The sequence below is a fragment of the Thermomonas alba genome (assembly GCF_022419205.1).
GTDB lineage: Bacteria > Pseudomonadota > Gammaproteobacteria > Xanthomonadales > Xanthomonadaceae > Thermomonas > Thermomonas alba.
Map to the genome: position 1 here is coordinate 154,981 of NZ_JAJOZU010000002.1, position 26,001 is coordinate 180,981.

At 71.6% G+C, this 26,001-nt stretch carries 23 protein-coding genes; 4 read left to right on the forward strand and 19 right to left on the reverse strand.

The genetic code is table 11. From position 1 onward, the window contains the following. Nucleotides 1-5: 5 nt before the first annotated feature. Nucleotides 6-707, reverse strand: a complete 702-nt coding sequence (locus ML342_RS03225) for an SDR family oxidoreductase (RefSeq protein ID WP_240125491.1) — start codon at nucleotides 705-707, stop codon at nucleotides 6-8. A 94-nt stretch (nucleotides 708-801) separates the two neighbouring features. Here ML342_RS03225 and ML342_RS03230 point away from each other — a divergent pair, with 94 nt between their 5' ends. The 3 genes from ML342_RS03230 (at nucleotide 802) to ML342_RS03240 (ending at nucleotide 5,202) form a co-directional block, all read left to right on the forward strand. Continuing rightward, nucleotides 802-3,639, forward strand: a complete 2,838-nt coding sequence (locus ML342_RS03230; RefSeq protein ID WP_439655139.1) for a M16 family metallopeptidase — start codon at nucleotides 802-804, stop codon at nucleotides 3,637-3,639. Between the two features lie 119 nt (nucleotides 3,640-3,758). Next, nucleotides 3,759-4,073, forward strand: a complete 315-nt coding sequence (locus ML342_RS03235; protein ID WP_240125493.1) for a DUF4156 domain-containing protein — start codon at nucleotides 3,759-3,761, stop codon at nucleotides 4,071-4,073. A 112-nt stretch (nucleotides 4,074-4,185) separates the two neighbouring features. Beyond that, nucleotides 4,186-5,202, forward strand: coding sequence for a 3-oxoacyl-ACP synthase III (locus ML342_RS03240; protein WP_240125494.1), 1,017 nt, complete (start codon nucleotides 4,186-4,188; stop codon nucleotides 5,200-5,202). Between the two features lie 70 nt (nucleotides 5,203-5,272). Here the strand turns inward: ML342_RS03240 and ML342_RS03245 are convergent, their stop codons facing one another. The 16 genes from ML342_RS03245 to xerD form a co-directional block, all read right to left on the reverse strand. Then, nucleotides 5,273-6,097, reverse strand: coding sequence for a glycosyltransferase family 2 protein (locus ML342_RS03245; RefSeq protein ID WP_240125495.1), 825 nt, complete (start codon nucleotides 6,095-6,097; stop codon nucleotides 5,273-5,275). Beyond that, nucleotides 6,094-6,948, reverse strand: a complete 855-nt coding sequence (locus tag ML342_RS03250; protein WP_240125496.1) for a glycosyltransferase family 2 protein — start codon at nucleotides 6,946-6,948, stop codon at nucleotides 6,094-6,096. The genes ML342_RS03245 and ML342_RS03250 overlap by 4 nt, the downstream gene beginning before the upstream one ends. Continuing rightward, nucleotides 6,945-9,086, reverse strand: coding sequence for a type II secretion system secretin GspD (gene gspD / locus ML342_RS03255; RefSeq protein ID WP_240125497.1), 2,142 nt, complete (start codon nucleotides 9,084-9,086; stop codon nucleotides 6,945-6,947). Before gspD ends, ML342_RS03250 begins: the two co-directional genes overlap by 4 nt. 20 nt (nucleotides 9,087-9,106) lie before the next feature. Then, nucleotides 9,107-9,829, reverse strand: coding sequence for a type II secretion system protein, XpsN-like (locus tag ML342_RS03260; RefSeq protein WP_240125498.1), 723 nt, complete (start codon nucleotides 9,827-9,829; stop codon nucleotides 9,107-9,109). Continuing rightward, the gene (gspM, locus tag ML342_RS03265) at nucleotides 9,819-10,451 is read right to left on the reverse strand and encodes a type II secretion system protein GspM (RefSeq protein WP_240125499.1); all 633 of its coding nucleotides are present in this window, start codon (nucleotides 10,449-10,451) and stop codon (nucleotides 9,819-9,821) included. The genes ML342_RS03260 and gspM overlap by 11 nt, the downstream gene beginning before the upstream one ends. Beyond that, a complete protein-coding gene (locus ML342_RS11980) occupies nucleotides 10,448-11,539 on the reverse strand; it encodes a PilN domain-containing protein (RefSeq protein ID WP_240125500.1) in 1,092 nt (363 codons plus the stop codon). Before ML342_RS11980 ends, gspM begins: the two co-directional genes overlap by 4 nt. Before the next feature lie 38 nt (nucleotides 11,540-11,577). After that, nucleotides 11,578-12,408 carry a type II secretion system minor pseudopilin gene (locus ML342_RS03275; RefSeq protein WP_240125501.1) on the reverse strand — a complete coding sequence of 277 codons (831 nt, stop codon included), beginning with the start codon at nucleotides 12,406-12,408 and terminating at the stop codon, nucleotides 11,578-11,580. Further along, nucleotides 12,405-13,037 carry a prepilin-type N-terminal cleavage/methylation domain-containing protein gene (locus tag ML342_RS03280; protein WP_240125502.1) on the reverse strand — a complete coding sequence of 211 codons (633 nt, stop codon included), beginning with the start codon at nucleotides 13,035-13,037 and terminating at the stop codon, nucleotides 12,405-12,407. The genes ML342_RS03275 and ML342_RS03280 overlap by 4 nt, the downstream gene beginning before the upstream one ends. After that, nucleotides 13,034-13,453: a type II secretion system protein XpsI gene (gene xpsI / locus ML342_RS03285; protein ID WP_240125503.1), complete on the reverse strand. Its 420-nt coding sequence runs from the start codon at nucleotides 13,451-13,453 to the stop codon at nucleotides 13,034-13,036. The genes ML342_RS03280 and xpsI overlap by 4 nt, the downstream gene beginning before the upstream one ends. After that, nucleotides 13,450-13,920: a type II secretion system protein XpsH gene (xpsH, locus tag ML342_RS03290; protein WP_240125504.1), complete on the reverse strand. Its 471-nt coding sequence runs from the start codon at nucleotides 13,918-13,920 to the stop codon at nucleotides 13,450-13,452. The genes xpsI and xpsH overlap by 4 nt, the downstream gene beginning before the upstream one ends. Before the next feature lie 19 nt (nucleotides 13,921-13,939). After that, entirely contained in the window at nucleotides 13,940-14,374 is a 435-nt protein-coding gene (locus ML342_RS03295; protein ID WP_240125505.1) for a type II secretion system protein GspG, read from the reverse strand. A 49-nt stretch (nucleotides 14,375-14,423) separates the two neighbouring features. Beyond that, a complete protein-coding gene (gene xpsF, locus ML342_RS03300; RefSeq protein WP_240125506.1) occupies nucleotides 14,424-15,641 on the reverse strand; it encodes a type II secretion system protein XpsF in 1,218 nt (405 codons plus the stop codon). A gap of 4 nt (nucleotides 15,642-15,645) precedes the next feature. After that, a complete protein-coding gene (gene gspE / locus ML342_RS03305; protein ID WP_240125507.1) occupies nucleotides 15,646-17,361 on the reverse strand; it encodes a type II secretion system ATPase GspE in 1,716 nt (571 codons plus the stop codon). A 141-nt stretch (nucleotides 17,362-17,502) separates the two neighbouring features. Beyond that, nucleotides 17,503-21,387, reverse strand: a complete 3,885-nt coding sequence (gene purL, locus ML342_RS03310; protein WP_240125508.1) for a phosphoribosylformylglycinamidine synthase — start codon at nucleotides 21,385-21,387, stop codon at nucleotides 17,503-17,505. 54 nt (nucleotides 21,388-21,441) lie between these two features. Then, nucleotides 21,442-22,251 (reverse strand): DsbC family protein, encoded by an 810-nt coding sequence (locus ML342_RS03315; RefSeq protein ID WP_240125509.1) that lies wholly within the window; start codon nucleotides 22,249-22,251, stop codon nucleotides 21,442-21,444. A 67-nt stretch (nucleotides 22,252-22,318) separates the two neighbouring features. Continuing rightward, the gene (gene xerD / locus ML342_RS03320) at nucleotides 22,319-23,281 is read right to left on the reverse strand and encodes a site-specific tyrosine recombinase XerD (protein WP_240125510.1); all 963 of its coding nucleotides are present in this window, start codon (nucleotides 23,279-23,281) and stop codon (nucleotides 22,319-22,321) included. Between the two features lie 49 nt (nucleotides 23,282-23,330). On the opposite strand from xerD, the gene ML342_RS03325 reads away from it, so the two are divergent. Then, the gene (locus tag ML342_RS03325) at nucleotides 23,331-23,765 is read left to right on the forward strand and encodes an RDD family protein (protein ID WP_240125511.1); all 435 of its coding nucleotides are present in this window, start codon (nucleotides 23,331-23,333) and stop codon (nucleotides 23,763-23,765) included. Between the two features lie 17 nt (nucleotides 23,766-23,782). On the opposite strand, the gene lptG is transcribed toward ML342_RS03325, so the two are convergent. Next, nucleotides 23,783-24,880 carry an LPS export ABC transporter permease LptG gene (gene lptG / locus ML342_RS03330; protein ID WP_240125512.1) on the reverse strand — a complete coding sequence of 366 codons (1,098 nt, stop codon included), beginning with the start codon at nucleotides 24,878-24,880 and terminating at the stop codon, nucleotides 23,783-23,785. After that, nucleotides 24,877-25,956, reverse strand: a complete 1,080-nt coding sequence (gene lptF, locus ML342_RS03335; protein ID WP_240125513.1) for an LPS export ABC transporter permease LptF — start codon at nucleotides 25,954-25,956, stop codon at nucleotides 24,877-24,879. The genes lptG and lptF overlap by 4 nt, the downstream gene beginning before the upstream one ends. Nucleotides 25,957-26,001 lie beyond the last annotated feature (45 nt).

Genomic DNA, 26,001 nt, shown 5'->3' on the forward strand with positions numbered 1-26,001 from the left:
GCGGCCTACCAGGGCAGCGTCTGACCCTGCCAATCGAGGAACGTGCCGGACTGCGCAGGCGTGGCGCGCTCGATCACCCGTAGCAGCCCGGCCGCCGATTCCTGCACGCGCAACGGCGCCTGCGCGCCGCCCATGTCGGTCTGCACCCAGCCCGGGTGCAGCTGCAGCACCACGATGCCGCGCGGCGCCAGCGCCTGCGCCAGTTGCGCCCCGAGCATGTTCTGCGCGGCCTTGCCGGCGCAGTAGCTGGGCGTGCCGAAGCGGGTCACGCGCGCGATCGAGCCCAGCTGCGAGGAGAGGTTGGCGACGGTGGCACCGTCGCGCAGAAAGGCGGCCAATGCCTGGGTCAGCAGGAACGGGCCGATGGCGTTGACACGCAGGCTCTCCTCCAGCGCCGCCTGGGTCACCTGGCCGAAGCGTTCGCCGGAGTGCAGCACGCCGGCGTTGTTGAGCAACAGATCCAGCCGCGCCTCCCCCAGCACCAGCGGCAGCTCGCGCACCAGCTCGGCGCGCGAAGATTCGCTGCCCACGTCCAGCGGCAACACGTGCACACGGCCGGGATGCGCGCCGCCGAGTGCGTTCAGCGCCGTGGCTTTGCCGGGATGGCGGCAGGTTGCCACCACGTGCGCGCCCTGCGCCAGCAACTGCCGGGTGAGCTCCAGGCCCAGGCCGCGGTTGGCGCCGGTGACGAGGACGGTGCGAGACATGACGAAACCTCCCGAGTGGCTTTCGGCCTAGTGTAGGGCGTGCGGTGCGCGGCTATGATCCGGCGCTGATTTCCGTACTCCGAAGGAGATGTCGATGTCCTGGTTCCGTCCCGCCGCGCTGGCGCTTGCTCTGGCCGCCAGCCTGCCGATCGGCGGCTATGCGCCCTCGGCGCGCGCCGCCGCTGCCGCCACCGCCGCCTCGGTCGATATCCCCTACGAGACCTTCACCCTGCCCAACGGCCTGCGCGTGATCGTGCACACCGACCGCAAGGCCCCGATCGTCGCGGTCAACATCTGGTACCACGTGGGCAGCAAGGACGAACCGGCCGGCCGCACCGGCTTCGCGCACCTGTTCGAGCACCTGATGTTCAACGGCAGCGAGAACGCGCCGGGCGAGTTCTTCACCCCGTTCAAGGCGATCGGCGCCACCAACCAGAACGGCACCACCAACTCCGACCGCACCAACTACTTCGAGAACGTGCCCACCACCGCGCTCGACACCGCGCTGTGGATGGAATCCGACCGCATGGGCCACCTGCTCGGCGCGATCGACCAGAAGACCCTGGACGAGCAGCGCGGCGTGGTCCAGAACGAGAAGCGCCAGGGCGAGAACCAGCCCTATGGCCAGGTGTGGGACGTGCTGGGCAAGGCCATGTATCCGCCAGGCCATCCCTACCGGCACAGCACCATCGGCTCGATGAACGACCTCAACGCGGCCTCGCTGGAGGACGTGAAGACCTGGTTCCGCACCTGGTACGGCCCCAACAACGCGGTGCTGGTGCTGGCCGGCGACATCGACCTGGCCACCGCGAAGGAAAAGGTGGCCAAGTACTTCGGCGACATTCCGGCCGGCCCGACCATGGCCCAGCCCAAGGTGGACGTCGCCGCGCACACCGTCGATACCCGCAGCGAGATGACCGACAACGTGCCGCAGACGCGCATCTACCGCGTGTGGAACGTGGCCGAGTACGGCCAGCCCGACCTCGACCGCCTACAGCTGCTGGCACGCATTCTCGGCGGCGGCAAATCCTCACGCCTGGATCGCCGCCTGGTGCATCAGGACAAACTGGTGGACAGCGTCAGCGCCGGCGCCTACGGCGCGCAGCTCAGCAGCACCTTCCTGATCACGGCCACCATCAAGCAGGGCGTGGACGTGGCCAAGGTGGAAGCCGCAATCGATGAGGAACTGAAGAAGCTGCTCAAGGACGGCCCGAGCGCGGATGAAGTGGCGCGCGCGCGCACCGCGCTGGAAGCCTCCTGGATCCGCGGCATCGAGCGCATCGGCGGGTTCGGCGGCAAGGCCGACGTGCTGGCCGAATGCGCGGTCTATACCGGCAACCCCGGCTGCTTCCGCGCCAGCCTCAAGACCTTGGCCACGGCAACCCCGGCCACCCTGCGCGCGACCGGCAATACCTGGCTGGGCGCGGGCAAGGGCAGCCACACCCTGGTGGTCAAGCCCGGCAAGCGGGTTGCCCTGCCCGAGGATCCCAGCGTCACCCCGGCGCCGTTCAAAACGCCCAAACCAGATCCCAAGTACACGACCCTGCCGAGCGCGGTGGACCGTAAGGCCGGGGTGCCGATGCCGACCCGCTTCCCGGATCTGAAGTTCCCGCCGCTGCAACACGCCACCCTGCGCAACGGCACCAAGGTGATCCTGGCCGAGCGCCACGACGTGCCAGTGGTGCAGATGAGCTATGAGTTCCGCGGCGGCGCTGCTGCGAGCGCGCCCGGCCTGGCCAGCTTCGCGGCCGGGCTGCTGGACGAGGGGGCCGGCGATCTCGACGCGCTGGCCTTCGCCGACCGCGCCGAGGCGCTGGGCGCGCAGCTGGGCGCCAGTGCCGGCCTGGATTCCAGCAGCGCCTACCTGTCGGCACTGAAGCGGAACCTCGCCCCGTCGCTGGCGCTGTACGCCGACATGCTGCGCCGCCCGCGCTTCGCGCAGGCCGACATCGAGCGCGTGCGCGGGCAGTGGATCGCCGGCATCAAGCAGGAAAAGGCCAGCCCGAACGGGATCGTGCAGCGCGTGCTGCCGGGCCTGGTGTACGGCGCCGGGCACCCCTACGCGGCCCCGCGCAGCGGCAGCGAGGCCGAGATCGCGGCGCTGACCCGCGCCGATATCCAGCGCTGGCACGACACCGCCCTGCGCCCGCAGGACGCCACCCTGGTGGTGGTCGGCGACACCACCCTGGCGGAAATCCTGCCGCTGCTGGAGCAGACCTTCGGCGACTGGACGGCCGCCCCGGAGGCGGCCAGTGCGCCCGCAATCCCGCAGGTATCACCGCCACCCAAGCCGCGGGTATTCCTGGTGGATCAGCCGGGCGCGGTGCAGGCCAACATCGTCGCAGCCACGCTGCTGCCGTCCAGCACCGACCCGAAGACGGTCGAGTACGACATGGCCAACATGGTGCTGGGCGGTGATTTCACCGCGCGCCTGAACATGAACCTGCGCGAAGACAAGCACTGGTCCTACGGCGCACGCAGCGGCGCCGGCGGTGCCCTCGGCCAGCGCCTGTGGACCGCCTCGGCCCCGGTGCAGATCGACAAGACCGGCGAGGCGGCGGCGGAGATGCAGCGCGAGATCGCCGAGTACGCCGGTGGCCAACGCCCGGCCAGCGCCGACGAAGTGGACGGCATGAAGAAAGTGCTGACCCTGACCCTGCCTGGTGCCTACGAGACCGCTGCCGCGGTGATGAGCACCATCGCCAGCAACACGCTGTACGGCCGGCCCGACGACTACGTGTTCCTGCGCAAGGCGCAGATCGAGACGATGACCCCGGCGCAGGTGAACGCGGCCGCCAAGGCGCTGGATCCCCGCCATCTGACCTGGGTGGTGGTCGGCGATCTGTCCAAGACCGAGGCGCCCGTGCGCGCGCTCAATCTGGGCGAGGTGACCGTGATCGACGCCGACGGCAAGCCGGTGGCGAAGAAGTAAACCCCGGCCGGTCGCCGCGTCCGACGCGACAGCGGGCACGGCGACCGACTCCGCTTTTGCGCGATTCAGACGCGCCGGGCCACAATCCGGCGCGTTCCGCCTTTTCAAGGAGCTTGCGCATGCCTTTGCCGACCCGCGTTGCCACCCTTCTGCTGGTGCTGGCCCTGCCGGCCTGCACCTTCGTGAAGATGGCCCCGGGGGCACAGCAGGTGAAGGTGCTGGCGGCCGCCCCGGCCGGCTGCGAGGCGCGCGGCGAGGTGGTGGTCTCGGTGACCCACAAGGTGGGCTTCTACGAGCGCGACGCCCTGCGCGTGCGCGATGAGTTGGAGGTCCTGGCGCGCAACGAGGCGCCGCGCCTGGCGGCCAACCGGATCAGCCCGCTCGGTCCGCCGGCCGACGGCGAGCAGCGCTGGGCGATGTGGCGCTGCCGCTGAGACGGACGGCGCCCCGGCCGAACCGCCACGGCAATACGCAAGCGTACGGAAGCGAAAACCGCTATCCTAAGCGGTTCCGGCGCCGTCCCGGCGCCCGTGCGAGTGCTCTGCCATGTTGTTTCAACACGTTGCCATCGCCGGCCTGGCCCATATCGACGCACCGCGCCGGTTGACCTCCGAAGAGATCAATGCGCGCCTGAAGCCGACCCTCGATCGGCTCGGCATCCGGATCGACGTGCTCGGCGACGTGGCCGGGGTGCGCGCCCGCCGTCTGTGGGAAGGCAACGTGCAGGCCTCGGATGCCGCCACCCTGGCCGGAGTGAAGGCGCTGGCGGATGCCGGCATCGACCCCGACAAGGTGGGCCTGCTGGTCAACACCTCGGTCAGCCGCGACTATCTGGAGCCCTCCACCGCTTCGATCGTCGCCGGCAACCTGGGCCTGCCCGACACCTGCCAGAACTTCGACGTGGCCAACGCCTGCCTGGCCTTCATCAACGGCATGGACATCGCCGCGCGCATGATCGAGCGCGGCGAGATCGAATACGCCCTGGTGGTGGACGGCGAGACCGCCAACCTCGCCTACGAGAAGACACTCGAGCGCATGACCCGCGCCGACGTCACCGAGGAAGACTTCAAGAACGAGCTGGCCACCCTCACCCTCGGCTCCGGCGCTGCCGCGATGGTGCTGGCGCGCGCCGAACTGGCCCCGGGCGCGCCGCGCTACAAGGGCGGGGTGACGCGCGCCGCCACCGAATGGAACAAGCTCTGCCGCGGCAACATCGACGGCATGATCACCGACACCCGCACCCTGCTGGTGGAGGGCATCAAGCTGGCCACCAAGACCTTCGAGGTCGCCAAGCAGAAGCTGGGATGGGTCGTCTCCGAACTGGACGAATTCGTCATCCACCAGGTCAGCAAGGTGCATACCGCCGCCTTCACCAAGGCGATGGGCATCGACCCCAAGAAGGTCATGACCATCTTCGCCGAGCACGGCAACATCGGTCCGGCCAGCGTGCCGATCGTGCTGTCCAAGCTGCGCGAGATGGGCCGCCTGAAGAAGGGCAGCCGGGTCGCCCTGCTCGGGATCGGCTCCGGCCTGAACTGCTCGATGGCCGAAGTGGAGTGGTGAGTCCCGCGCAGGCGCACTGCAGCGCGCCCCTGCGCTGATCTCACACGGTTGATCACACGCCCCGCCCGGCTCAGCGGCGACGCAGCAGCGCCAGCGGGAAATGCAGCCAGATCGCGGCGAACACCAGGCCACGCTGCCAGCCCGCGCGGCGCGGCGCCTCGAAGCGACGGAAGTAGCGCCAGAGCCCGCGGTGTTTGTGCCATTCCACGAACAGCCGGCGGCCGCGCGAGGATACGCCGCGCAGGTGCACGGCCTGCACGTCGTTCGCGCAGGCGACCTGGATCCCGGCCAGGCGCGCGCGCCGGCACAGGTCGAGGTCTTCCACGTGCAGGCGATAGCCGGGGTCGAAACCGCCCAGCCGCGCGAACGCCGCGCGCGGCAGCAGCATCAGCGCGCCGGAGACGGCCTCCACCGGCTGCAGCGCGCGCTGCGTGTCCACCGCAACGCCCAGGCGCGCGCGCCGCAGGTCGCGCAGCATCGCCACGAAATCCGGATCGCGCCGGCGCGCGGCTGGGTCGCGGCGGCCGTCGGCATCCACCAGATCGGCACCGACCAGCGCGCCGCCTGCGGCCTGCGCATGCGCGCGCAGGCGGACCAGCGCGTCGGGCGGCAGGAAGCAGTCGGGATTGAGAAAGGCCAGCCACGGGGCGTCGCAATCGGCCGCGCCCTGGTTGCAGGCCACCGCGAAACCGGGGTTGTCGGCATTGGCGATGAAGCGCACCCGCGCATCCGCCAGGGCGTGCCGCTGCACGATCGACAGGCTGCTGTCGGCGGAGCCGTTGTCCACCACCCGCACCTGCACCACGCCCTCCGCGGCGCGCACGCGCAGCAGGCATTCGTCGAGGGTTTCCTCGCTGTCGTGGCTGACCACCACCACCGCCACGCCGTCGCTCATACGCGATCCGCGAACAGATCCGGTTGCGGCGAGGCTTTCTCCAGCTCCACCAGCGCCGTATGCAGCCGCGCGCGCAGGGCATGCAGCGGATCCTGCATCAGGCAGTGCGCGATGCTGGCATGCCAGGTCGGCCAGCGCGCCGCGAGCAGGTCGCCGTCGCCGGGATGCGGCGCGCCCTCGCGCTCGCGCAGTACGAACGCGGTCGGGCACAGCACATTGCGGCCGCCAAGTCCCGCCAGGCGCAGGGAGAGGTCGGCCAGCGCCGCCGGCCAGCCGCGATAGCTCTCGCCATCCACCCCGCCAGCAGCGACCCGTGCGCGCCCACGCAGCAGCACCGCATGCGAAACCGCGGCCGGCAGCGTCGGACAGGGACCCGGCAGCGTCGCACAAGCCTGCGCCAGCCGCGCCGGCGGGATTTGCAGCGGAACGATCTCACCGATGCGCGGCCACGCTGCGACTTCGCCGGCATTGCACCAGGGCGTGGCCGTGACGATGGCAGGATCCTGCGCCAGACAGTCCGCCAGATGCTCCAGCCAGCCGGGTGTCGGCTGCGCATCGCTGGCCAGCACCACCACGTCCGCCTCGCCGCAGGCACGTAGTGCGTCCGCCACGTGCGCGGCTTCGCCCACGGCCGCCTTGCGGCGGGTATGCGCGGCCTGCAGCCGGGTCTGCGTCAGCCAGCGCTGGATGATCGCCAGCCCGCGCGGGCCGGCCTGGGCATCGTCGGCCAGCCACACCCGGGTCCCCGCCGGCGTGGCGGCCTCGAGCGCCGCCAGGCATGCATCCAGGGCGTCCTCGTCGGTGCCCACCGGCACCAGCACGATCGGCAGGGCGGCGCCCGCTTGGCTCATTGCTTCTTCGGCGCGTAGATCGGTTCCAGCGCGCGGAAGCGGCGGCCGTATTCGTCGGTCAGGTTGCGCGCCTCCAGCGGATTGCGCACCACCGTCGGGGTGATCAGCACCACCAGCTCGTCGCGGGTCTTCTGGCTGCCCTGCTGGCCGAACAGGCTGCCCACGATCGGAATCCGGCTCAGCCCCGGCACCCCGGTGGAACTGCGGTTGCTGCCATCGCTGATCAGGCCGGCCAGCACGATGGTCTCGCCGCTGGGCGCCACCGCGGTAGTGGTGACCTTGCTGGTGTCGATCCGCACGTTGCCGTTGGCATCCGCGGTGCCGGTGGGCTTGCTCACCTCCTGCACGATGTCGAGGAACACCATGCCGTCGCGGGTGATGCGCGGGCGCACCTTGAGGATGATGCCGGTGTCCAGATACTGCACCTGGCTGTAGGTGCCGTTGCTGCCGCCGGCCGGGTTGAAGCTGACCGAGGCCACCGGGATGCGCTGGCCGACGTTGAGCACGGCCTCCTTGTTGTTCTGGGTGAACACGCTCGGCGAGGACAGCGTGCGCACGTCGGTGACGTTGTCCAGCGCCTGGATGATGGCCGCCGCGCTGCTGCCGAGGAAGGTCCAGCTGAGCAGGTTGCCGCCGCCATTCGCCAGCGGGCCGAGGCTTCCGCTGTAGCTGCCGTAGCTGTGGCGGCCGGTCGGATACGGCAGGCCCTGGCCGGTCAGCGCATTGTCGAAGTACCAGCTCACGCCATACTGCAGCGCGCCCTTGAGCGCCACGCTGATGACCTGCGCCTCGATCTGCACCTGCATCGGCATCACGTCCAGGCGCTCGATCACTTCCTTGATCGACTTCCACTGCGCCGGGCTGGCGCGTACCAGCAGCGAGTTGGTGTCCTCCACTGCCGACACCCCGACCTCGGCGCCACCAACCTTGAGCGTCACCCGGCCGTTGCCGGCGCGCGCCTGCGGCAGCGGCGCCCCTTGCCCAAGGCCGCCGGCGGAGGCGGAATCACCGCGGGGTTCGGGCGCGTCGCGCAGATCGGCCGCCTGCACACCCGGCATCAGCGCGGTGGCCTCGTCGCGCCCGCCGCCACTGCCGCCGAACACTTCGGCCAGGCGGTCGGCCAGATCGCGCGCCTTGATGTATTTCAGCTCATACGAGAACAGCTGGTTGTCGCCGCTGCCGCCCTCGATGCGGTCGATCCACTGGCGGATCTCGTCGAGATAGCTGGCCTGCGGGGTGATCACCATCACCGCATTGGTGGACTCCAGCGGCATGAAGCGGAACATCCCCGCCACCGGGGTCTTGCCCTGTTCGCCGAAGATGCGCTCCAGGTCCTGCACCACGTCCACCGCGCGCCCGCTCTGCAGCGGAAACACGCCGACCGACATGCTGGCCATCCAGTCCACGTCGAACACCTGGATGGTGCGCAGGTAGTTCTCCAGCTCGGCGCGGCTGCCGGCGATCGTGATCAGGTTGCGCGCGCCGTCCACGCTGACGATCGCGCCCGGGCGCGCGTACGGCTTGAGGATCTTCTCCATCTCGCCGGCGGCGATGTAACGCAGCGGCACCACCCGCGATTCGAAGCCGCGTGCCAGCGCGGGCGGAGCCGTACGCGGCACTACTCCGCTTTGCAGCGCCTGGTCGGCCGGCACGATGTTGTAGCGACCGTCGCTGTACACCATGCGCGCGCCGTTCTGCGCCAGCACCTGCTCCAGCAGCGCCAGCGCGCCGGCCGCGCCCACCGGCTTCTGGGTCGCCAGCGTCACCGTGCCCTGCACGCCCGGCGCGATGCTGTAGCTCTGGCCGAGCATGTCGCCCAGGATCGCCTTCACCACCGCCTGCAGCGATTCGCCCTCGAAGTTGAAGCTGGCCTGGCCGCTGCTGGCGATGGTCGGCGGTGGCGCGCTGGCCGCGGCGCGGTTGATGACCTCGCCGCTGCCGCGCCGGATCACCGGCTGCGGGCCGCTGTTGCCGAGCTCCTGCAGCACCTCGCTGCGCAGATCCTGCGCGGGCGCGGCTGGCACCTGCGCGGCGCGATGCAGCTGCGGCTGCGGGACGCTGGCACAGGCCGCCAGCAGCCCGGCCGCCAGGGCCAGCAGGAATGCGCGCGTGGAAGGAAACGACGGCTTGTGGTTCATGGGCAGAGGGTCTTCGTTCGTCATTTGCCGGGGCCGGACAGCGGCCGGGCGGAGCCGGCGTCGGCATCGGCCGGAGGGGATTGCTGCTGCAGCTGCGCGCGGCGGGCCTCGATCCGCCGACGCAGATCGTCCAGACGCTGCTGGTCGGCGGGCGCGTCGGCCCCGTCAGAGACCGGCGCCACCGAAGGCTCCGGCTTGTCGACGCCGGGCGGCGGCGCAGGCGCGCCGAACACCCGCAGCTCCAGCGTCACCTGCCCGCCGGGGCCATCGAACACTGCGCGTCGCGGCTGCAGCTCGACCAGCCGCCAGCCGGCCGCGCCCTCCGGCGCGGCGCCTTCGCGCACGCGCAGGGAGGCCCCGCCATTGCCCGGCTGCAATATCGCCAGACGCGCCTGCGGGCTGATCAGCACGCCGGTCAGCACATAGTCGAACGCACTGCCGCCAACGCCAGCGTCGGGGTCGACCGCATTCGCGATGAAGGCGCGCGGCCGCCGGTCCTCGGTGAACAGCGGGCGGGCCGCCGCCTCCGCATATTGCGCAAGGGGACCGATGCGGTCCGGTGCAGGCGCGACCGGCGGCGGCAACGGCCCCGGCGGCTGCGCGGCGGGCGCCTGCAGACGCCCGCCCATCCCGAGCGCCGCGCCCAGCCACAGCAGCAGCGCCCAGGCGCAGGCCGCGGCCAGCAGCCAGGTGCCGACACCGGCGCGGCGGAAGCGCTGCAGCAAGCCCTGCTCAAGCGCCATGGCGCCCTCCCGCCTGCGGCCGCAGGTAGCCGGACAGGTTGAAGCTCACATCCAGCCCGCCTTCCTGCGGCTGGTTGCTGCCGGGCACTGCGAAGTAGCGCTGCGCGGTGATGCTGAGCGCATCCACGAACAGATAGGGCCGCGCCGATTCCAGCGCGTGCAGCACCGCCAGAGTCTCGGCGTTGCCGCAGCGCAGCCGCACCTGCACGGTCACCCGCCGGTAGCGCCCGGGCTGGCTGGCATCGTCCAGCGGCGTGCGGTTGACCAGTGCGCAGCCGCGCCCGCCGGGACTGGCCTGGGCGACCACCGTTTCCAGCTGCTGCACCAGCGCCGCGGTCGCCAGTTCCGCGGTCGGCTCCAGCAGGAACTCCGGCTGGCCGCCGCCGCGCGCGTCCAGCGCCGCCAGCCGCTGTTCCACCTGGGCACGCTGCTGCAGCAGGCCGCGCAGGCGGGCATCGCGCGCTTGCAGATCAGCGATGCGCGCGTTCACCGCCTGCAGCGGGGTGCCCAGCAGCGGCCACAGCAGCGCCAACACGAGCACCAGCAGACCCAGCAGCAGCGCCAGCGCCAGCCAGCGGTCGCGCTGCGTCGGCGTCAGGTGCCTACCCGGCACGGCGCTCATGGCGCGCCTCCCGCCGGAGTGGCCGGCGCGCCATTCGGCGGCGCCTGCCGCCGCAGCTGCGCGACCAGGGTGAAGCGATCCATGCGCGTGCGCGAATCCTGCTGCAGCGCGCCGCTGAGCGCCGGCGCGCTCCACTGCGGCGCGCCCTCCAGCTTGCCGACCAGCGCCGCGGCCTGGTTGGACAGGCCGATCAGGGTGAGCTGGTCGCCGTCGATCGCGAGTTTCTCGAGGTAAGTGCCGTCCGGCAGCCGCTGCGCCAGCGCATCCATCACCTCCACCGCAGAGGGACGGCCGTTGCGCTGGGCGCGCAGCCAGGCGCCGCCTTCCACCGCATCCAGCAGGCGCTGGCGCTGCGCGGCCACCACCTGCGCCTGCGCCGCGCGGCGGGCGACCTCGGCCTGCAGGCGGGCGGCCGCGGCACGGCGGTTGTCCAGCACCTGCGCGAGCCCCAGCAGCAGCGCCAGCAGGGCCACTGCGGTCAGCGCCAGATTCCACGACCGCCAGCGATCGCGCGGCATCTGCCGCTGCGCGGGCGGCAGCAGGTTCACGCCCAGCGGCGCGCCGCCCGCGTCCACCAGATCCAGCCCGGCCAGACCGACCGCAGCAGCCCCGAGCTGCGCCAGCGCCGCCTGGTAGTCGCGGCGCGGCAGCACCACCAGCTCCACCTGCAGGCGGCCATCCTCCTGCACCTGCAGCAGGCGGCCGTCATGCAGGGCCTCGCCGGCAGCGAACGGGGTCTGGCGCTCGATCTCGAACGCCAACACGTCGCGCAGGCGTTCGCGCGCCGCCGCCGGCAGTAACAACGGACGGCGCAGACCGCGTCGCGCCGGCAGCAGCAGCCAGCGCGGCCACTCGGCCACGTCCTCGCGCAACAGGCGCGCCAGCGGATCCACCTCGCCTTCCAGCGGCAGCGGCAGCACCGCCAGCTCGCGCAGGGTGCCGGCGCTGGCCGCCTGCACCCGCAGCCGATCGTCCTCCACCTGCAGCAGCAGGCGATTCCCTCCGGCCAGGGCCTGGCGCAGGCGCGGCGGCAGCCAAGCCATCAGGCCCGCCCGCCACCATGCGAGGAAGCCACGCCAGCCGTGCACGGATCGCGCCCATGCTGATATCCGCGCCGCCTGCGCGCTCACGGCATCGCTCCTTCCGCCTGCCAGCGCAGCGGCGTGTACGTCGAACCCGGCAAACCACTTCCCCCCAAGCGAATGACCACGTCCAGCCCAGCGCTGCGTCCATCCGCGAGCCGGGCCCGGCTGTCGATACTATACGTGCCGCTGCCGGGCAGCGGCGGCGCATCCGGCGCCTGCGGCTCCGGCCGTGGCGGCAGCCCCAGCGCACGCCGCACCAGCGGATCGGCAAAGCGTGCGTCCGGCGTCCCCTGCCCGGAATACACGGTGAGATGCGGGGCGGCGCGCGCATACAGCGCCGGCGTCATGCCCAGCACCTGCTGCAGCTCGGACAGGTCCTCGAACGGCGCATCCTTGGCCCCCCAGGCCAGCCCGGCGGCGGCGTAATCGGCATCCTCGGCGCCACCCATCGGCTGGGTCAGGCTGTCGGGGTCGCGGAAATCCACCACCGCGCCGGCCAGGCGCGCGGCCGCCTGCGGCGCCTCGCCGAGGGCGATGAAGAAATCCCGCAGCAGTTCTGGCGAGGCGGCGTTGAGGTCGATCCTGGCGGCTTCATCGCGCACCCGCACCTGCACCTGCGCGCCGGCGAAATCGAAGCGCTGCACGCGACCATCCACCGGCCAGCGCCGCGCCGGGTCGGGGTCGAGCAGGCGATACACCGCGTACTCGATCCCGGCACGCGCCGCCTCGCGCGCGGCGAGCTGGCGCGCCACGCCATTGCCCTGCAGCGACTCGATCCGCGCGCTCAGGGCGTAGCCGGCCACCAGCGTGCCGAGCAGCAGCACGATCCACAGCACCAGCAGCAGCGCCGCGCCTGTGTGCGTCCGCCTCATGGCGACGCACCTCCGGCGGCGGCGGCGCTCGCCAGCGGCAGCGCCACCACCAGCTCCGGCCATTCACCGCCGGCATCCGCGATTCGCACCCGCACCTGCAGCGGCAGCGCCTCCGGGGTCTCCCAGCGCGACTGCCAGGGCGTCCAGCGCCCCTGCGCATCCAGCGTGCGGTAGCCCAGCTCGAACCGCCGCAGCCCCTGCGCCAGCGGCTCCGGCGCGCGCAGCGGCGGCCCCGCCTCGCCCGCCTGCAGCGGCCGGAACTCCACCATCAACGCCTTGCCGCCGGCCTCCTCGCGCAGCGCCAGCTGGTGCACCTGCGGGCCACCGCGGCCGAGATAGGCCGGCATCTCCGCCACGAACCGCAGCGCCTGCGGGCCGCCCTCGAAGCGCAGCGAGCGCCCGCTGCGCGGATCCAGCGCGAACACCATCGGCAGCGCGCCGCCGATGCGGCTGCGCAGAAAGCCCAAGACCGCGCGCACGTGCTCGTTGCGCGCGCTCATCAGCTCGCCGCGGGTCACCGTGGCCGAGGCCGCGCGCAGCACGCCGAAGGCCAGCGCCAGCGCCGCCGCCAGCAGCGTGGTGGCCAGCAGCACCTCCATCAGGGTGAACCCGCGCGCGGCCCGCCTCATGGCGCACCTCCGTCGTCGCCCGGCAGCGTCAGGCGCAGGCTGTCGATGCGCAGCCGCTGCGCCGGCCCGCCTTCGCCCCAGGCCACCTCCAGGCGCACCCGCAGCAGCCGCGCGGCGCGCGGATCGGCGTCCTGCGCCGCACGCTGGCGCGGGTCCTGCCAGGGCGTGATCTGCAACTGCCAGCGGTAGCGGCCGCCCTCGAACTGCCCCTGCGCCTGCTGCGGCTGGCGCGGCAGCAGCGCGCGCTCGGCCAGCAGCGATTGCGCATACAGCGCGGCGGTGCCGGCATCGCCGCCCTGGCGCAGCTGGCGGCTGGCGCCGGACAGGGCGCCCAGCAGCAGGGTCAGGCCAAGCGCGAGGATGCCGAAGGCGACCAGGAGCTCGATCAAGGTGAAGCCGGCCGCGGCGCGTTTCACGGTGCCTCCCCGATCCGGTGCAGGCGCACCTCGCCGGTCAGCCAGGCCACGTCCACGTCCCAGCCGCCGCCGGCCGCCGCCAGCCGCAGCTGGCCGCCGGTGGCCGCGCCGTCGGGGAAGAATCGCACGATGCCACGCGCGCGTGCGTCAGGCCCGCTCGAGAACTGCGCTGCGGACGCACCGTGAAAGCGCAGCTCGCCGACCTCCGGCAGCTGCCCGTGGCGGCCGCGCGGCGCCTGCCAGCGGCGGCTGCGGACATCCAGCACGAAGTCCTGCGGCTGCCCGCTGCTGATCGCCAGGGCGCGGGTGAAACGCAGCTGCGCCGCCACGTCCTTGGCCGCCGCGCGCAGGCGCATGCCGGGCAGTCCGCCGCTGAAGGCCGCCATCGCCAGCGCCATCGCCGCGGCGATCAGCACCAGCACCAGCAGCATCTCCAGCAGGGAAAAGCCCGCCGTGCGCGCGCGCATGCCCGCCCCGCGCCGCTGCTTACTCGTACTTGAGGTCGGCGTTGACGCTGTCGCCGCCCGGGCGGCCATCGGCGCCATCGCTGCTGAGTTCGAACGGACGCCCACCCTCGCCCGGCACCTTGTAGTGCAGCGGATGCATCCAGGCGTCGTTGAGATCACTGGGCTTGGCATACGGACCGAGCCAGCCGGACACCCCGGCCGGGGCGGTCACCAGCGCATCGAGGGTCGGCGGCAGCTGTCCGGTATCCATTTGATACTGCTGGATCTTTTCGGCCACGGTCTGCAGCTGCGCCTGGGTGAGCTTGACCTTGGCGCGATCGCCGCCGCCGAGGATGCGCGACGCCGCGAACGCCACGATGCCGCCGATCAGGACCACCACCACGATGATCTCGATCAGCGAGAAGCCGCGTTGGGCCGATTTCGACAGGGGACGCAAGAAGCGAGGCTGGGTCATGACAAGGTTCCGCTGGAGATGGGATCCGACCATGGTGCCTGCACGCACGTCAGGACACCACGTTGGTGAGATCGTAGATCGGCGCGAGCACCGAGAGGATCACCGCGCCCACCACCAGCGCCAGCACCAGCGTCACCGCCGGCACCAGGGCCGCCAGCAGGCGGTCGATCGCGGCCTGGGTGTCCTGGTCGAAGGTGTCCGCCGCCTTGAGCAGCATGCCATCCAGCGCGCCGGACTCCTCACCGACCTGGATCATCTGCACGGCCAGGCGCGGGAAGCGCTTGCCGCGCGCCAGCGCGGCCGCCAGCCCGAGACCGTTCTTCACCGCCTCGGCGGCGGCGTCCACGTCCTCGATCAGCAGGCGGTTGGTGAGCACGTTGCGCGCAATCCCCAGCGCCGTCAGCAGCGGCACGCCATTGCGCAGCAGGGTGCCGAGCGTGCGCGTCAGGCGCGCGGTCTCCAGCTTGGCCAGCAGCGGCCCCAACAGGCGGCGCTGCAGCAGCCAGCCGTCCAGCCGGCGCATGAAGGCCGGGTCGCGGCGCAGGCGCTCGAACCCGAGCAGGGCCAGCAGCGGCAGCGCCAGCAGCACGAACCACCACGCGCGCACGAACTCGCCGACCGCCAGCACGCTGCGCGAGAACCACGGCAGCTCGGCATTCAGGCTGGCATACATCGCCGCGAACTGCGGCACCACGTAGGCCAGCAGGAACAGCAGCGACAGCCCGACCATCGCCAGCAGGATGGCTGGATACACCAGCGCATTGACCACCCGCGTGCGCAGCGCGCGCGAGCGCTCCAGGTAGTCGGCCAGCCGCTGCAGGGTCGGGGCCAGGCTGCCGCCGGCCTCGCCCGCGCGCACCATGTTCACGTACAGCCGCCCGAACGCGCCGTGCTGGCGCTCCAGCGCCACCGACAGCGGCGCGCCGCCGCGCACGGCCTCGCGCACGTCGGCCACGATCCGGCGCGCGGCAGGGTCTTCCGGCAGCTCCATGAGGATGCCCAGCGCGCGATCCAGCGGCTGCCCGGCCGCGAGCAGGGTGGCCAGCTGCTGGGTGAACTGCACCAGGCGATCGCCGGAAAACGGCGGCGGCCGCAGCAGCGCGCGCAGCGCCGGCAGGCCGGCCTCGCCGGCATCCAGCCGTGCCTCCATCGGCAGATGCCCCTGCTCTTGCAGCCGCGCGACCACCTCGGCCTCGGCGGACGCCTCCATCCGGCCTTCCAGCAGTTCGCCGCGCGCGTTCAGCGCCTTGTAGCGGTAGATCGGCATCGGCTCAGGCGTCCTCGGTCACGCGCAGGACTTCCTCGATCGTGGTCTCGCCGCGCAGCGCCTTGGCGATCCCGACCTCGTACATGGTCGCCATGCCCGCCTGCCGCGCAAGCCGCTCGAGCTCGTCCATCCCGGCGTGGCGCATCACCGCGCGCCGCAGCGTATCGTCCATCACCAGCAGCTCCATGATGGTGGTGCGGCCGAGATAGCCGGTGGGCGACAGCGGCGAGGGCACCGGCCGGTACAGGAAGATCTCACCCTGCGGCTGGAAGCGGCGCAGGCCGAACTTCTCGATCTCCTCTGGGCTTGCCGGATAGCGCTGGGCGTGGGTCGGCTCCAGCCGGCGCACCAGGCGCTGGGCGAGGATGCCGTTGACGGTGGAAGTGAGCAGATAGTCCTCCACCCCCATGTCCAGCAGGCGGGTGATGCCGCCGGCGGCGTTGTTGGTGTGCAGGGTGCTCAGCACCAGGTGCCCGGTGAGCGCGGACTGGATCGCGATGCGCGCGGTCTCGAGGTCGCGCATCTCGCCGATCATGATGATGTCCGGGTCCTGGCGCACGATGCTGCGCAGGGCGCTGGCGAAATCCAGCCCGATCGCCGGCCGCGCCTGGATCTGGTTGATGCCCTCGATCTGGTACTCCACCGGGTCTTCGACGGTGATGATCTTGACCTTCGGGGTATTGAGCCTGGACAGCGCGGTGTAGAGCGTCGTGGTCTTGCCCGAACCGGTGGGACCGGTCACCAGCAGGATGCCGTGCGGCTGCTCCAGCACCTTGAGGAAGCGCGGCATGAACGCCGGGCCGAAACCGAGCCGCTCGAAGTCCAGCACCACCGTCTCGCGATCGAGCAGGCGCATCACCACCGATTCACCGTGCGCGGTCGGCAGCGTGCTCACGCGCAGGTCCAGCTCCCTGCCCTGGACGCGCATGACGATGCGGCCGTCCTGCGGCAGCCGGCGTTCGGCGATGTTGAGCTTGGCCATGATCTTGATGCGGCTGACGATGGCGGCGGCGAGATTGCGCGGCGGGCTCTCGCCTTCCTCCAGCACGCCGTCGATGCGATAGCGCAGCTTCAGCCGGGTTTCGAACGGCTCGATGTGGATATCGGAGGCGCGCAGCTCCACCGCGCGCTGGATGATCAGATTGACCAGCCGGATCACCGGCGCTTCCGAGGCCAGATCGCGCAGGTGCTCGATATCGTCGAGATCGCCCTCGCCCTCAGCCACTTCGACGATGCCTTCCATCGCGCTGCGGCCCTGGCCATACCAGCGTTCGATCAGCTCGTCGATCTCGCTGCGCAACGCCACTGCCGGGCGCAATGGGCGCCCCAGCGCCAGCTGCACCGCCTCGAGCACGTAGGCGTCCTGCGGATCCGCCAGCAGCACGTCCACCCCGTCGGGGTCGGCCGCGACCGCGACCACGTGGTGCTGCTTCATGAACTTCAGGCTGAGCGAGATCTCGTCCGGCGGCAGCTCGGGCAGCTCGCGCGTGCTGCGCAGCGGCAGCCCCAGCGCGGCCGCGCAGGCCTCGGCGTGGTCGCGCTCGGCCACCAGCCCCAGCCGCCCCAACAGCACCAGCAGATCGCCGCCGTCCTGCTCCTTGAGCCGGCGCGCGCGCGCCAGGTCGGCGTCCTTCAGCTTCTCGCGCTGCAGCAGCAACGCCACGATGCGGTCTTCGGCATCACGCTCGACGGATTCCTGTTGGGTGGCTACGGCATTCACGCGCACGACTCCTGCGATCCGCCGCGGACTTTAGCAGGCTGTGCGGATGCCGGAATGCCCGCTTTGGGCAGGCATCGCCCCGACGGCGCGCAGCTCGTCAGGCCGATGCGGCTTTCCGGCTCGCCCCACGCACCGGCCCGCTCACCCCAGCCAGACCCGGGCGTTGCGGAACATGCGCAGCCACGGCGAGTCCTCCGGCCAGTCGGCCGGAGCCCAGCTGAAGTTCACCTTGCGCAGGGTGCGCTCGGGATGCGGCATCAGAATGGTGACGCGGCCGTCGCGGCTGGTGACGCCAGCGATGCCGGCAGGCGAGCCGTTCGGATTGGCCGGATAGACCTCGGCGATGCGGTCGCCGTCCATGTAGCGCGCGGCCACGTCCACCGCGCCCTGGTCGATCGCGTCCGCGAACACCGCGCGACCCTCGCCGTGCGCCACCGCCACCGGGATCCGCGATCCCGCCATGCCGCGCAGGAACACCGACGGCGACTCACCCACCTCCAGCAGGGCCAGCCGCGCCTCGTACTGCTCGCTGACATTGCGCTGGAAGGTCGGCCAGTGCTCGGCGCCGGGAATGATCGCGCGCAGCTGCGCCAGCATCTGGCAACCATTGCAGATGCCCAGCGCGAGGCTGTCGCCGCGCGCGAAGAACGCGGCGAACATCTCGCGCAGCATGGTGCGCTCGAGAATGGACGTCGCCCAGCCGCGACCGGCGCCGAGCACGTCGCCATAGCTGAAGCCGCCGCAGGCGGCCAGCGCATGGAAATCCTTCAGATCGAAGCGGCCGGCGATGAGGTCGCTCATGTGCACGTCGTACGCGGCGAAGCCGGCGCGATCGAAGGCATAGGCCATCTCCAGCTGGCTGTTGACGCCCTGCTCGCGCAGGATCGCCACCTGCGGGCGCGCGCCGGTGGCGATGAAGGGCGCGGCGACGTCCTCGCCTGGATCGAAACTCAGCCGTGGCTGCAGCCCTGGCGCGTCGAACCGGCGCGCGGACGCGCGCTCGGCATCGGCGCAATCCGGGTTGTCGCGCAGCCGCTGCATGGCATGCGTCACCGACCACCAGGCATCGAACAGTTCCTCCCAGCGCCACTCCGCCAGCACGTCGTCGCCATCCGCGACCCGCACCACCGGCGCGGTGGTCGGCATCGCGATCCGCTGCGCGCATTCGACCAGGCCGTGGCGCGCGACCAGGTCGGCGAACGCCGCGCGCTCCGCCACCGGCACCTGCACCACCGCGCCCAGCTCCTCGTTGAACAGCGCGCGCAGCGGGTCGTCGCTGCGGCCATCGCCCCAGCCATCGAGGCGGATCTCCAGCCCAAGGTGGGAAGCAAACGCCATCTCGCACAGGGCGGCGAACACGCCGCCGTCGGAACGGTCGTGGTAGGCCAGCAGCAGCCCTTCCGCACGCGCCTCGCGCACCAGCTCGAACAAGGCGCGCAGGCGCTGCGGGTCGTCGAGGTCGGGGACTTCGCCGCCGAACGCCGGCAGCGCGCTGCCGTGATTGGCCTGCGGGTGGCACTGGGCCAGCACCGAGCCGCCCATGCGCTGGCGCCCGCCGCCGAGGCCGATCAGCCACAGCTCCGACTCCACGTCGCGCCGCAGCAGCGGGGTGAGCTGGCCGCGCACATCCTCGACCGGCGCAAACGCCGACACCACCGGCGACACCGGCGCCACGACCTTGTGCACCCCCGCAGCGTCCTGCCACTGCGCCTGCATCGACAGCGAATCCTTGCCGACCGGAATGCCGAGTTCCAGCGCCGGGCACAGCTCCAGCCCGATCGCCTTGACCGCGTCGAACAGGCGCGCGTCCTCGCCTGGATGGCCGGCCGCGGCCATCCAGTTGGCGGACAGCTTGATGCGATCGAGCGATGCGACCGGCGCTGCCAGCAGATTGGTGATCGCCTCGCCCACGGCCATGCGCGCCGCCGCCGCCGCATCCAGCAGCGCCAGCGGGGTGCGCTCGCCGATCGCCATCGCCTCGCCGGCGAAACCATCGAAGCCCGTGAGCGTGATCGCGCAGTCGGCCACTGGCAGCTGCCAGGGCCCGACCATCTGGTCGCGTGCGGTCAGGCCACCGACGCTGCGGTCGCCGATGGTGACCAGAAACGACTTCGCCGCGACCGTGGGATGCGCCAGCACGCGCAATGCGGCTTCGCGCAGATCGATCGCCGCGGTCTCCACCGGCGCCCAGCGCGGCGGCGCCGGATGCGCGGTGTCGCGGTGCATCTTCGGCGGCTTGCCGAACAGCACATCCATCGGCAGATCGATCGCCGGCCTCTGGCCGGCGCTACGCGCCACCAGCCGCTGCTCGGCGGTGGCCACGCCCACCACCGCGAACGGGCAGCGCTCGCGCGCGCACAGCGCGGCGAACTCGGCCACCCGCGCCTGCGGGATGCCCAGCACGTAGCGCTCCTGCGACTCGTTGCACCACAGCTGCATCGGCGACAGCGAGGGGTCATCGCGCGGGATCGCGTCCAGATCGATCACGCCGCCCACGCCCGAGTCGTGCAACAGCTCGGGAATGGCGTTGGACAGGCCGCCGGCGCCGACGTCGTGGATCGCCAGGATCGGATTGTCCGCGCCCAGCGCCACGCAGCGATCGATGACCTCCTGCGCGCGCCGCTGCATCTCCGGGTTGTCGCGCTGCACCGAGGCGAAGTCGAGCTCCTCGGCGGAATCGCCGGAGGCGACCGAACTGGCGGCGCCGCCGCCGAGGCCGATCAGCATCGCCGGCCCGCCGAGCACGATCACCGCGTCACCCGGCGAGAGCCGACGCTTCTCCACCTGGAGACGATCGATCACACCGAGCCCACCGGCGAGCATGATCGGCTTGTCGTAGCCGCGGGTCAGGCCGTCGGCCTCGTGCAACTCGAAGCTGCGGAAATACCCGGCGAGATTGGGGCGACCGAACTCGTTGTTGAACGCGGCCGCGCCCAGCGGGCCGTCGCGCATGATCTCCAGCGCAGAAGCCATGCGCGGGTTGAGCGCGCGCGCGCGCTCCCACGGCTGCGGCAGGGCCGGAATACGCAGGTGCGAGACCGAGAACCCGACCAGGCCCGCCTTGGGCCGGCCGCCGCGGCCGGTGGCGCCCTCGTCGCGGATCTCGCCGCCGGCGCCGGTGGACGCGCCCGGGAACGGCGCGATCGCGGTCGGGTGGTTGTGGGTCTCGACCTTGATGCAGAACGCCGAGTCGGACACCGGCTCGCTGCGGTAGCGCTGGGTCGCCGGGTCCGGGCGCCAGCGCGACGCCGGGTAGCCCTCCACCACCGCGGCGTTGTCGCTGTAGGCCGACAGCACGTGCTGCGGCGTGCGCGCCTGGGTGTGCTTGATCATGCGGAACAGCGAGGTCGTCTGCGCCTGGCCGTCGATGGTCCAGCTGGCGTTGAAGATCTTGTGCCGGCAGTGCTCGGAATTGGCCTGCGCGAACATCATCAGCTCGACGTCGTGCGGGTCGCGCCCGAGTTCGGCGTAGCGCGCGCGCAGGTACTCGATCTCGTCCGCGGCCAGGGCCAGGCCCAGACGCGCATTGGCCTCTTCCAGCCGCGCCAGCGGCACCACTTCCAGCGCTCCCGCGGGCGGCGCCGCGAACAGCGCCGCGCCGTCCGCGCGCGCCTGCAGCAGCGACTGCGTCATCGGATCGTGCAGCAGCCTGCCCAGGGCCGCGGCAGCGGCGGGCTCGCTAGGCCAGCCGGCGAGGTCGAGGCGCATCCCGCGCTCGACCCGGCGCACCGGCAAGCCGGCGCCACGCAGCAGTTCGGTGGCCTTGCTGGCCCACGGCGAGAGCGTGCCCAGGCGCGGCACCACGAAACGGGTGACGGCCCCCGGCGCGGGTTCGGCGAAGCCCTCACCGGCCTGCAGGATGCGGCGCAGCGCGTCCATGTCCGGGGTCGCGCCTGGTTCGGGATCGACCCAATAGCCATACCAGGTGCCCGTGATGCGCAGGCCGGGGGCAACGGCCTGAAGGCGGTCTTGCAGACGCTCGCGGCGGAACGGCGACAGGGCGGGCGCGCCCTCGAGGACGATCATGTCCGGCAATCGATGTGAACGGCCCGTCATTGTAGCCGAGCCGCGGCGCCGGCCTCAGCCGCCCTGCGCTTCCATCGCCTGCAGCCGCTGCAGCAGCCGCTCCGGGGGCAGATAGCCGCCGACCAGACGCCCATCCGAAGTCAGGATCATCGGCGTGCCTTCCAGCCCCATCCGCTGCCCGGCGCGGTACTGCATGTCCACCGGCGTGCGCGTGCAGGTCGAAGACAGCGGCACCGGGCGGTCGTTCTTGGCGTCGGTCAGCGCCTTGCGGCGATCAGGCGCGCACCAGACCGCGACCATCTTGCGGTAGTCGTCGCTGCCCAGGCCGGCGCGCGGGAAGGCCAGGTATTCGACCCGGATGCCGAGCGCGTTGTAGCGGCCGATCTCGGAGTGGAACTTGCGGCAATAGCCGCATTCGACGTCGGTCAGCACCACCACCGTGTAGCGCGGCGTGCCTTTGGGCGTGAACACGATGCGGTCGGCCTCCGGCAACGCCGCCAGGATGTCCTTGCGCACCTGCGCCATCGCGACTTCGCTCAGATCCCGGCGCTTGGCCACATCCACCAGACCGCCCTGGAACAGGTATTTGCCATCGTCGCTGACGTACAGCACGGTGCCGCCGGCCACCACCTGACGAAAGCCGGGAAGCGGGGCCGGGCCGATGCGCTCGATCGGCACGTCCCCGCCCAGCGCCAGCACCGCCGCGCGCGCGCGCGCCTCCGGGCTGCCGGCGGGGATGGCGTCCAGCTTCGCAGGCGGCACGTCGGCATCGGGCTTGGCGGACGGCGCGGCCGCACTGCCTCCGGACTGCGCGCAGGCGGACAGACTAAGGCCCAGCAACAGGGCGAGCACACAGGATTTCATCGATACTCCAAAGAATGGCGGGCGCAATCGACAAACGCCCATCAGCGGGGCATTGTCGCACGTCGTCTCAGGCGCGCGGGTGATGCTGCGCGTGCAGCTGGCGCAGGCGGTCGCGCGCGATCAGGGTGTAGATCTGGGTAGTGGACAGCGCGCTGTGGCCCAGCAGCATCTGCAGCGCGCGCAGGTCGGCGCCGTGATTGAGCAGATGGGTGGCGAAACTGTGGCGCAGCCCGTGCGGGCTGATCCGGGCCGGATCGATCCCGGCCAGCGCCGCATACCGCTTCACCAGCGCCCAGAACCCTTGCCGGCTGAGCGGGGCGCCGGTCGGCGCGAGAAACAGCCACGTGACCGCGGCTGGGGCGCGCGCGCCGGCCAGCAGCGCCGGCCGTGCCTGGTGCAGATAGCGCTCCAGCCAGTGCCGGGACTCCTCGCCCAGCGGCACCAGGCGCTCGCGGTCACCCTTGCCGCGCACCCGCACCAGACCCTGGCGCAGATTGACCGCGGCGCCCGGCAAGTTGACCAGCTCACTCACGCGCAAACCGCAGGCATACATCAGCTCCAGCATCGCGCGATCGCGCAGGCCCACGGGAGTGGCTACATCCGGCGCTTCCAGCAGCGCGGCCACCTGCGCCTCGGACAGCGCCTTCGGCAGCAGCCTCGGCAGCGTCGGCGATTGCAGCAGCGCGCTGGGATCGTCCTGACGCAGCCCGCTGCGGCAGGCGTGCGCATAGAACGCATGCAGGCAGGCCAGCAGGCGCGCCGTGCTGCGCGCCGCGTATCCGGCCTGCGCGCGCATCGCCAGATAATCGAACAGCGCCGCGCGATCGGCCTGCAGCAACGCAGGGCGTGCGGTCGCGCGCAGCCAGCGCGCCAGCGCCTGCAGGTCGGCGCGGTAGGCGGCCAGGGTGGCCGCGGCCAGCCCGCGCTCGGCCCACAGCGCGTCCAGGAAGCGCTCGATCGCCTGCGCATCCTCCGTCTCCAGCGGCGGCAGGCGATGAACATGGCGACGGCGGTCTGCGGCGGTCGGCATCGTGCGACAGCGTAGCGGCAAGCGCGCACGCCGTCTGTATCCTGTGCCTATGCAAGACCGTCTGCCGCCACTGATTGGCTGGCGCCTGCTGGCGCTGCTGTACGACTTGTTCCCAGTGCTGGGGCTGTGGTTCGTGGTCGCCGCGCTGTTCACCGCCCTGCATGGCGACGCGGTGCGCGGCGGGGCGCTGGGGCTGCTGGAGTTCGCCGCGCTGTGGCTGGTGGCGGGGCTGTACGCGACCTGGAGCTGGCGCCGCGGCGGGCAGACCCTCGGCATGCGGCCGTGGCGGCTACGCCTGGTCGCCATCGACGGCGACCGCCCGGGCTGGCGCGCGCTGTGGCTGCGCTATCTGCTCGGCGGGCTGTCGCTGCTGGCCGGCGGGCTCGGGTTCTGGTGGGCCTGGCTGGATCGCGACGGCCTGACCTGGCACGACCGCGCCAGCCACACGCGCCTGCTGCGCGGCCCGCCGCCATCGGCGCAATGAGCCCGTTGCAGCGCGCCTCAATCGCTGCGCCGGCGCAACAGCCACCACGACACCGCCAGCATGATGACGGGCGGCATCGCATAGGCGATGCGATAGTCCATACGAAACACGCCGGCAATTTGCACTGCCATCTTCTGCAGAATGAAGAACCCCAGCGCGAACACCATGCCGAGGAACAAGCGCTTGCCGTAGCCGCCACTGCGCAGCGAGCCGAACGCGAACGGCAACGCCGCCAGACACAGCGCCAGCACATTGAACGGGTAGAACCAGCGGCTCCAGTAGACGTTTTCGAACTCGGCCGCATCCAGCTGGTTGCGCCGCCGATAGTCGATGCTGGCACGCAGCTCGCGGCTGCTCATGTTGCCGGGGCGGGTGATGCTGGAAGCCAGCGCCGACTGGTCCAGCTTCGAATCCCAGCGCTCCTGTGCGATCCGCTGGCGCTGCACCGACTTGGCACCGAACACCGTCCGCTCGACTCCGTAGAGCCACCACTGCCCGCGGCGATGCTCGGCCCTGTCCACGCTGGCGATCGAGGCCAGGCGACCGTCGGGCGCGAACTCGAACATGCGCACCCCGCGCAGCTCCAGCCAGCGATCGTTGCCACGCTGCTTTTCCTCGCCGCCGTGGGCATTCAGGAACATGTCGCCCTCGCGCGCCCACAAGCCGCTATAGCGCGATACCGCCAGGTTGCGATGGCGGATGGCCTTGATCGCCTGCGCGCGCTCGTCGCCCCACGGCGCCAGGGTCTCGCCCGTGACCACCATCAGCACGGTCAACAGCGCCAGCGTTCCCAGCACCGACGCCGCCAGCTGCGCGCGCGACAGCCCGACCGCGCGCAGCACGGTCAGCTCCGAGTTGGCGGCCAGTTGGCCCAGCCCCAGCAGCATGCCAATCACCGCCGCGGTCGGAAACAGCATGTACATGCGGCTGGGAATGGTCAGCCCGGTGGCGGCGATGGCGTGGTTGATGGTGTAGCCGCCGCGCCCCAGCTCGTCCAGCTCGCCGACGAAGGCGAGCATCACGTCCAGCCCCAGCAGCACGCCCCAGGCCAGCAGCACGCTGACCAGCACGGCGCGCCCCAGATAGACATCGTGCACCCGCGGCCAGCGCCTCATCGCCGCCCCCCGGGCCGCGTCAGGCGACCATCGCGCGCGTACCTGAAGGCGGCCAGCGCCAGCAGCGGCAACAGCAGCCACCACAGCCCGGCCGCGGCAGGGATCCGCCCTTCGGCCAGCCATTGGGTCCCCAGCACCATCAGGAACAGGCTCACCAGATAGACCAGGAAGGCCAGCAGCATCGCGCCATGGCGCGACTGCCGCGGCCCGGTGCGGGCCAGCGGCACCGCCAGCAGCGCCAGCGCCAGCGCCAGCAGCGGCGGCGCGATCCGCCAGTGCAGCTCGGCCTGCGCCGCCGGGGCCGGGTTGCCCAGCAGGGCCGGAGTCGGCAGCAGCTCGGGATCATCCAGCCGTGGGGTATCACCGGAGGACGGCAGCTCCATCTCGTTGCGGCGGTAGCGCATCAGCCGATAGTCGAGATCGGGGCCGGCCGCCGGGCCTTCGACCCGGAATCCGTCCACCAGCGCCAGCATGCGCGCGCCGTGGTCGCGGTACAGCTCGCCGCTGCGCGCGGTGACCACGTCGAGGCGATCGGCGCGCTCGTGAAACATGAACACCCGCGCCAGCTGGGTGCCGTCATTCGACATCTGGCCGACATAGGCCACCCCGCCGTTCGCGAGCGGGGTGAAACGGCCGGGCTCCAGCCCCGCCACCAGCAGGTTCTTGTTGGCCTCGATCACCATCCCACGCGCCAGCCGGTTGGCCCAAGGCCCCAGCCATAGCGAGCAGACCGCCACCACCAGCAGCACCGGCAGCGTCACCACCGCCAGCGCCGGCAACACGCGCGCCGGGCCGACGCCGACCGCTGCCAGCGCGTACATCTCCGAATCCCGGTACAGCCGCCCCACCCCGAGCAGCAGCCCAAGCAGCAGGGCGAGCGGCAGGATCAGCGGCAGATAGCCAAGCAAACGCAGCCCCAGCTGCGACAGTAGCAGTACCGGCGGCACCTTGCCGCGCGCCATCTCGCCGATCAGGTCGGCGAACAGGCCGCCCAGGCTGACCATGACCAGCACCACCAGCGCCGCCACCACGGCACGGCTGAATTCGGCACTCAGGTAGCGGTCCAGCTTCGGCATCGGGCCCGGTTGCTTTAAAATCGACGATCCACTCTCGCGCGGCCT

Coding starts and splice junctions, on each gene's coding strand:
- gspM (WP_240125499.1), bottom strand. CDS start 10,451: ATGAGCGCCGTGCCGGGTAGGCACCTGACGCCGACGCAGCGCGACCGC.
- ML342_RS03240 (WP_240125494.1), top strand. CDS start 4,186: ATGTTGTTTCAACACGTTGCCATCGCCGGCCTGGCCCATATCGACGCA.
- ML342_RS03230 (WP_439655139.1), top strand. CDS start 802: ATGTCCTGGTTCCGTCCCGCCGCGCTGGCGCTTGCTCTGGCCGCCAGC.
- xpsH (WP_240125504.1), bottom strand. CDS start 13,920: ATGCGCGCGCGCACGGCGGGCTTTTCCCTGCTGGAGATGCTGCTGGTG.
- ML342_RS03295 (WP_240125505.1), bottom strand. CDS start 14,374: ATGACCCAGCCTCGCTTCTTGCGTCCCCTGTCGAAATCGGCCCAACGC.
- purL (WP_240125508.1), bottom strand. CDS start 21,387: ATGATCGTCCTCGAGGGCGCGCCCGCCCTGTCGCCGTTCCGCCGCGAG.
- lptG (WP_240125512.1), bottom strand. CDS start 24,880: ATGAGGCGCTGGCCGCGGGTGCACGATGTCTATCTGGGGCGCGCCGTG.
- ML342_RS03245 (WP_240125495.1), bottom strand. CDS start 6,097: ATGAGCGACGGCGTGGCGGTGGTGGTGGTCAGCCACGACAGCGAGGAA.
- xerD (WP_240125510.1), bottom strand. CDS start 23,281: ATGCCGACCGCCGCAGACCGCCGTCGCCATGTTCATCGCCTGCCGCCG.
- xpsF (WP_240125506.1), bottom strand. CDS start 15,641: ATGCCGATCTACCGCTACAAGGCGCTGAACGCGCGCGGCGAACTGCTG.
- ML342_RS03275 (WP_240125501.1), bottom strand. CDS start 12,408: ATGAGGCGGACGCACACAGGCGCGGCGCTGCTGCTGGTGCTGTGGATC.
- ML342_RS03225 (WP_240125491.1), bottom strand. CDS start 707: ATGTCTCGCACCGTCCTCGTCACCGGCGCCAACCGCGGCCTGGGCCTG.
- ML342_RS03315 (WP_240125509.1), bottom strand. CDS start 22,251: ATGAAATCCTGTGTGCTCGCCCTGTTGCTGGGCCTTAGTCTGTCCGCC.
- ML342_RS03260 (WP_240125498.1), bottom strand. CDS start 9,829: ATGGCGCTTGAGCAGGGCTTGCTGCAGCGCTTCCGCCGCGCCGGTGTC.
- ML342_RS03250 (WP_240125496.1), bottom strand. CDS start 6,948: ATGAGCCAAGCGGGCGCCGCCCTGCCGATCGTGCTGGTGCCGGTGGGC.
- ML342_RS03235 (WP_240125493.1), top strand. CDS start 3,759: ATGCCTTTGCCGACCCGCGTTGCCACCCTTCTGCTGGTGCTGGCCCTG.
- ML342_RS03280 (WP_240125502.1), bottom strand. CDS start 13,037: ATGAGGCGGGCCGCGCGCGGGTTCACCCTGATGGAGGTGCTGCTGGCC.
- lptF (WP_240125513.1), bottom strand. CDS start 25,956: ATGCCGAAGCTGGACCGCTACCTGAGTGCCGAATTCAGCCGTGCCGTG.
- gspD (WP_240125497.1), bottom strand. CDS start 9,086: ATGAACCACAAGCCGTCGTTTCCTTCCACGCGCGCATTCCTGCTGGCC.
- ML342_RS03325 (WP_240125511.1), top strand. CDS start 23,331: ATGCAAGACCGTCTGCCGCCACTGATTGGCTGGCGCCTGCTGGCGCTG.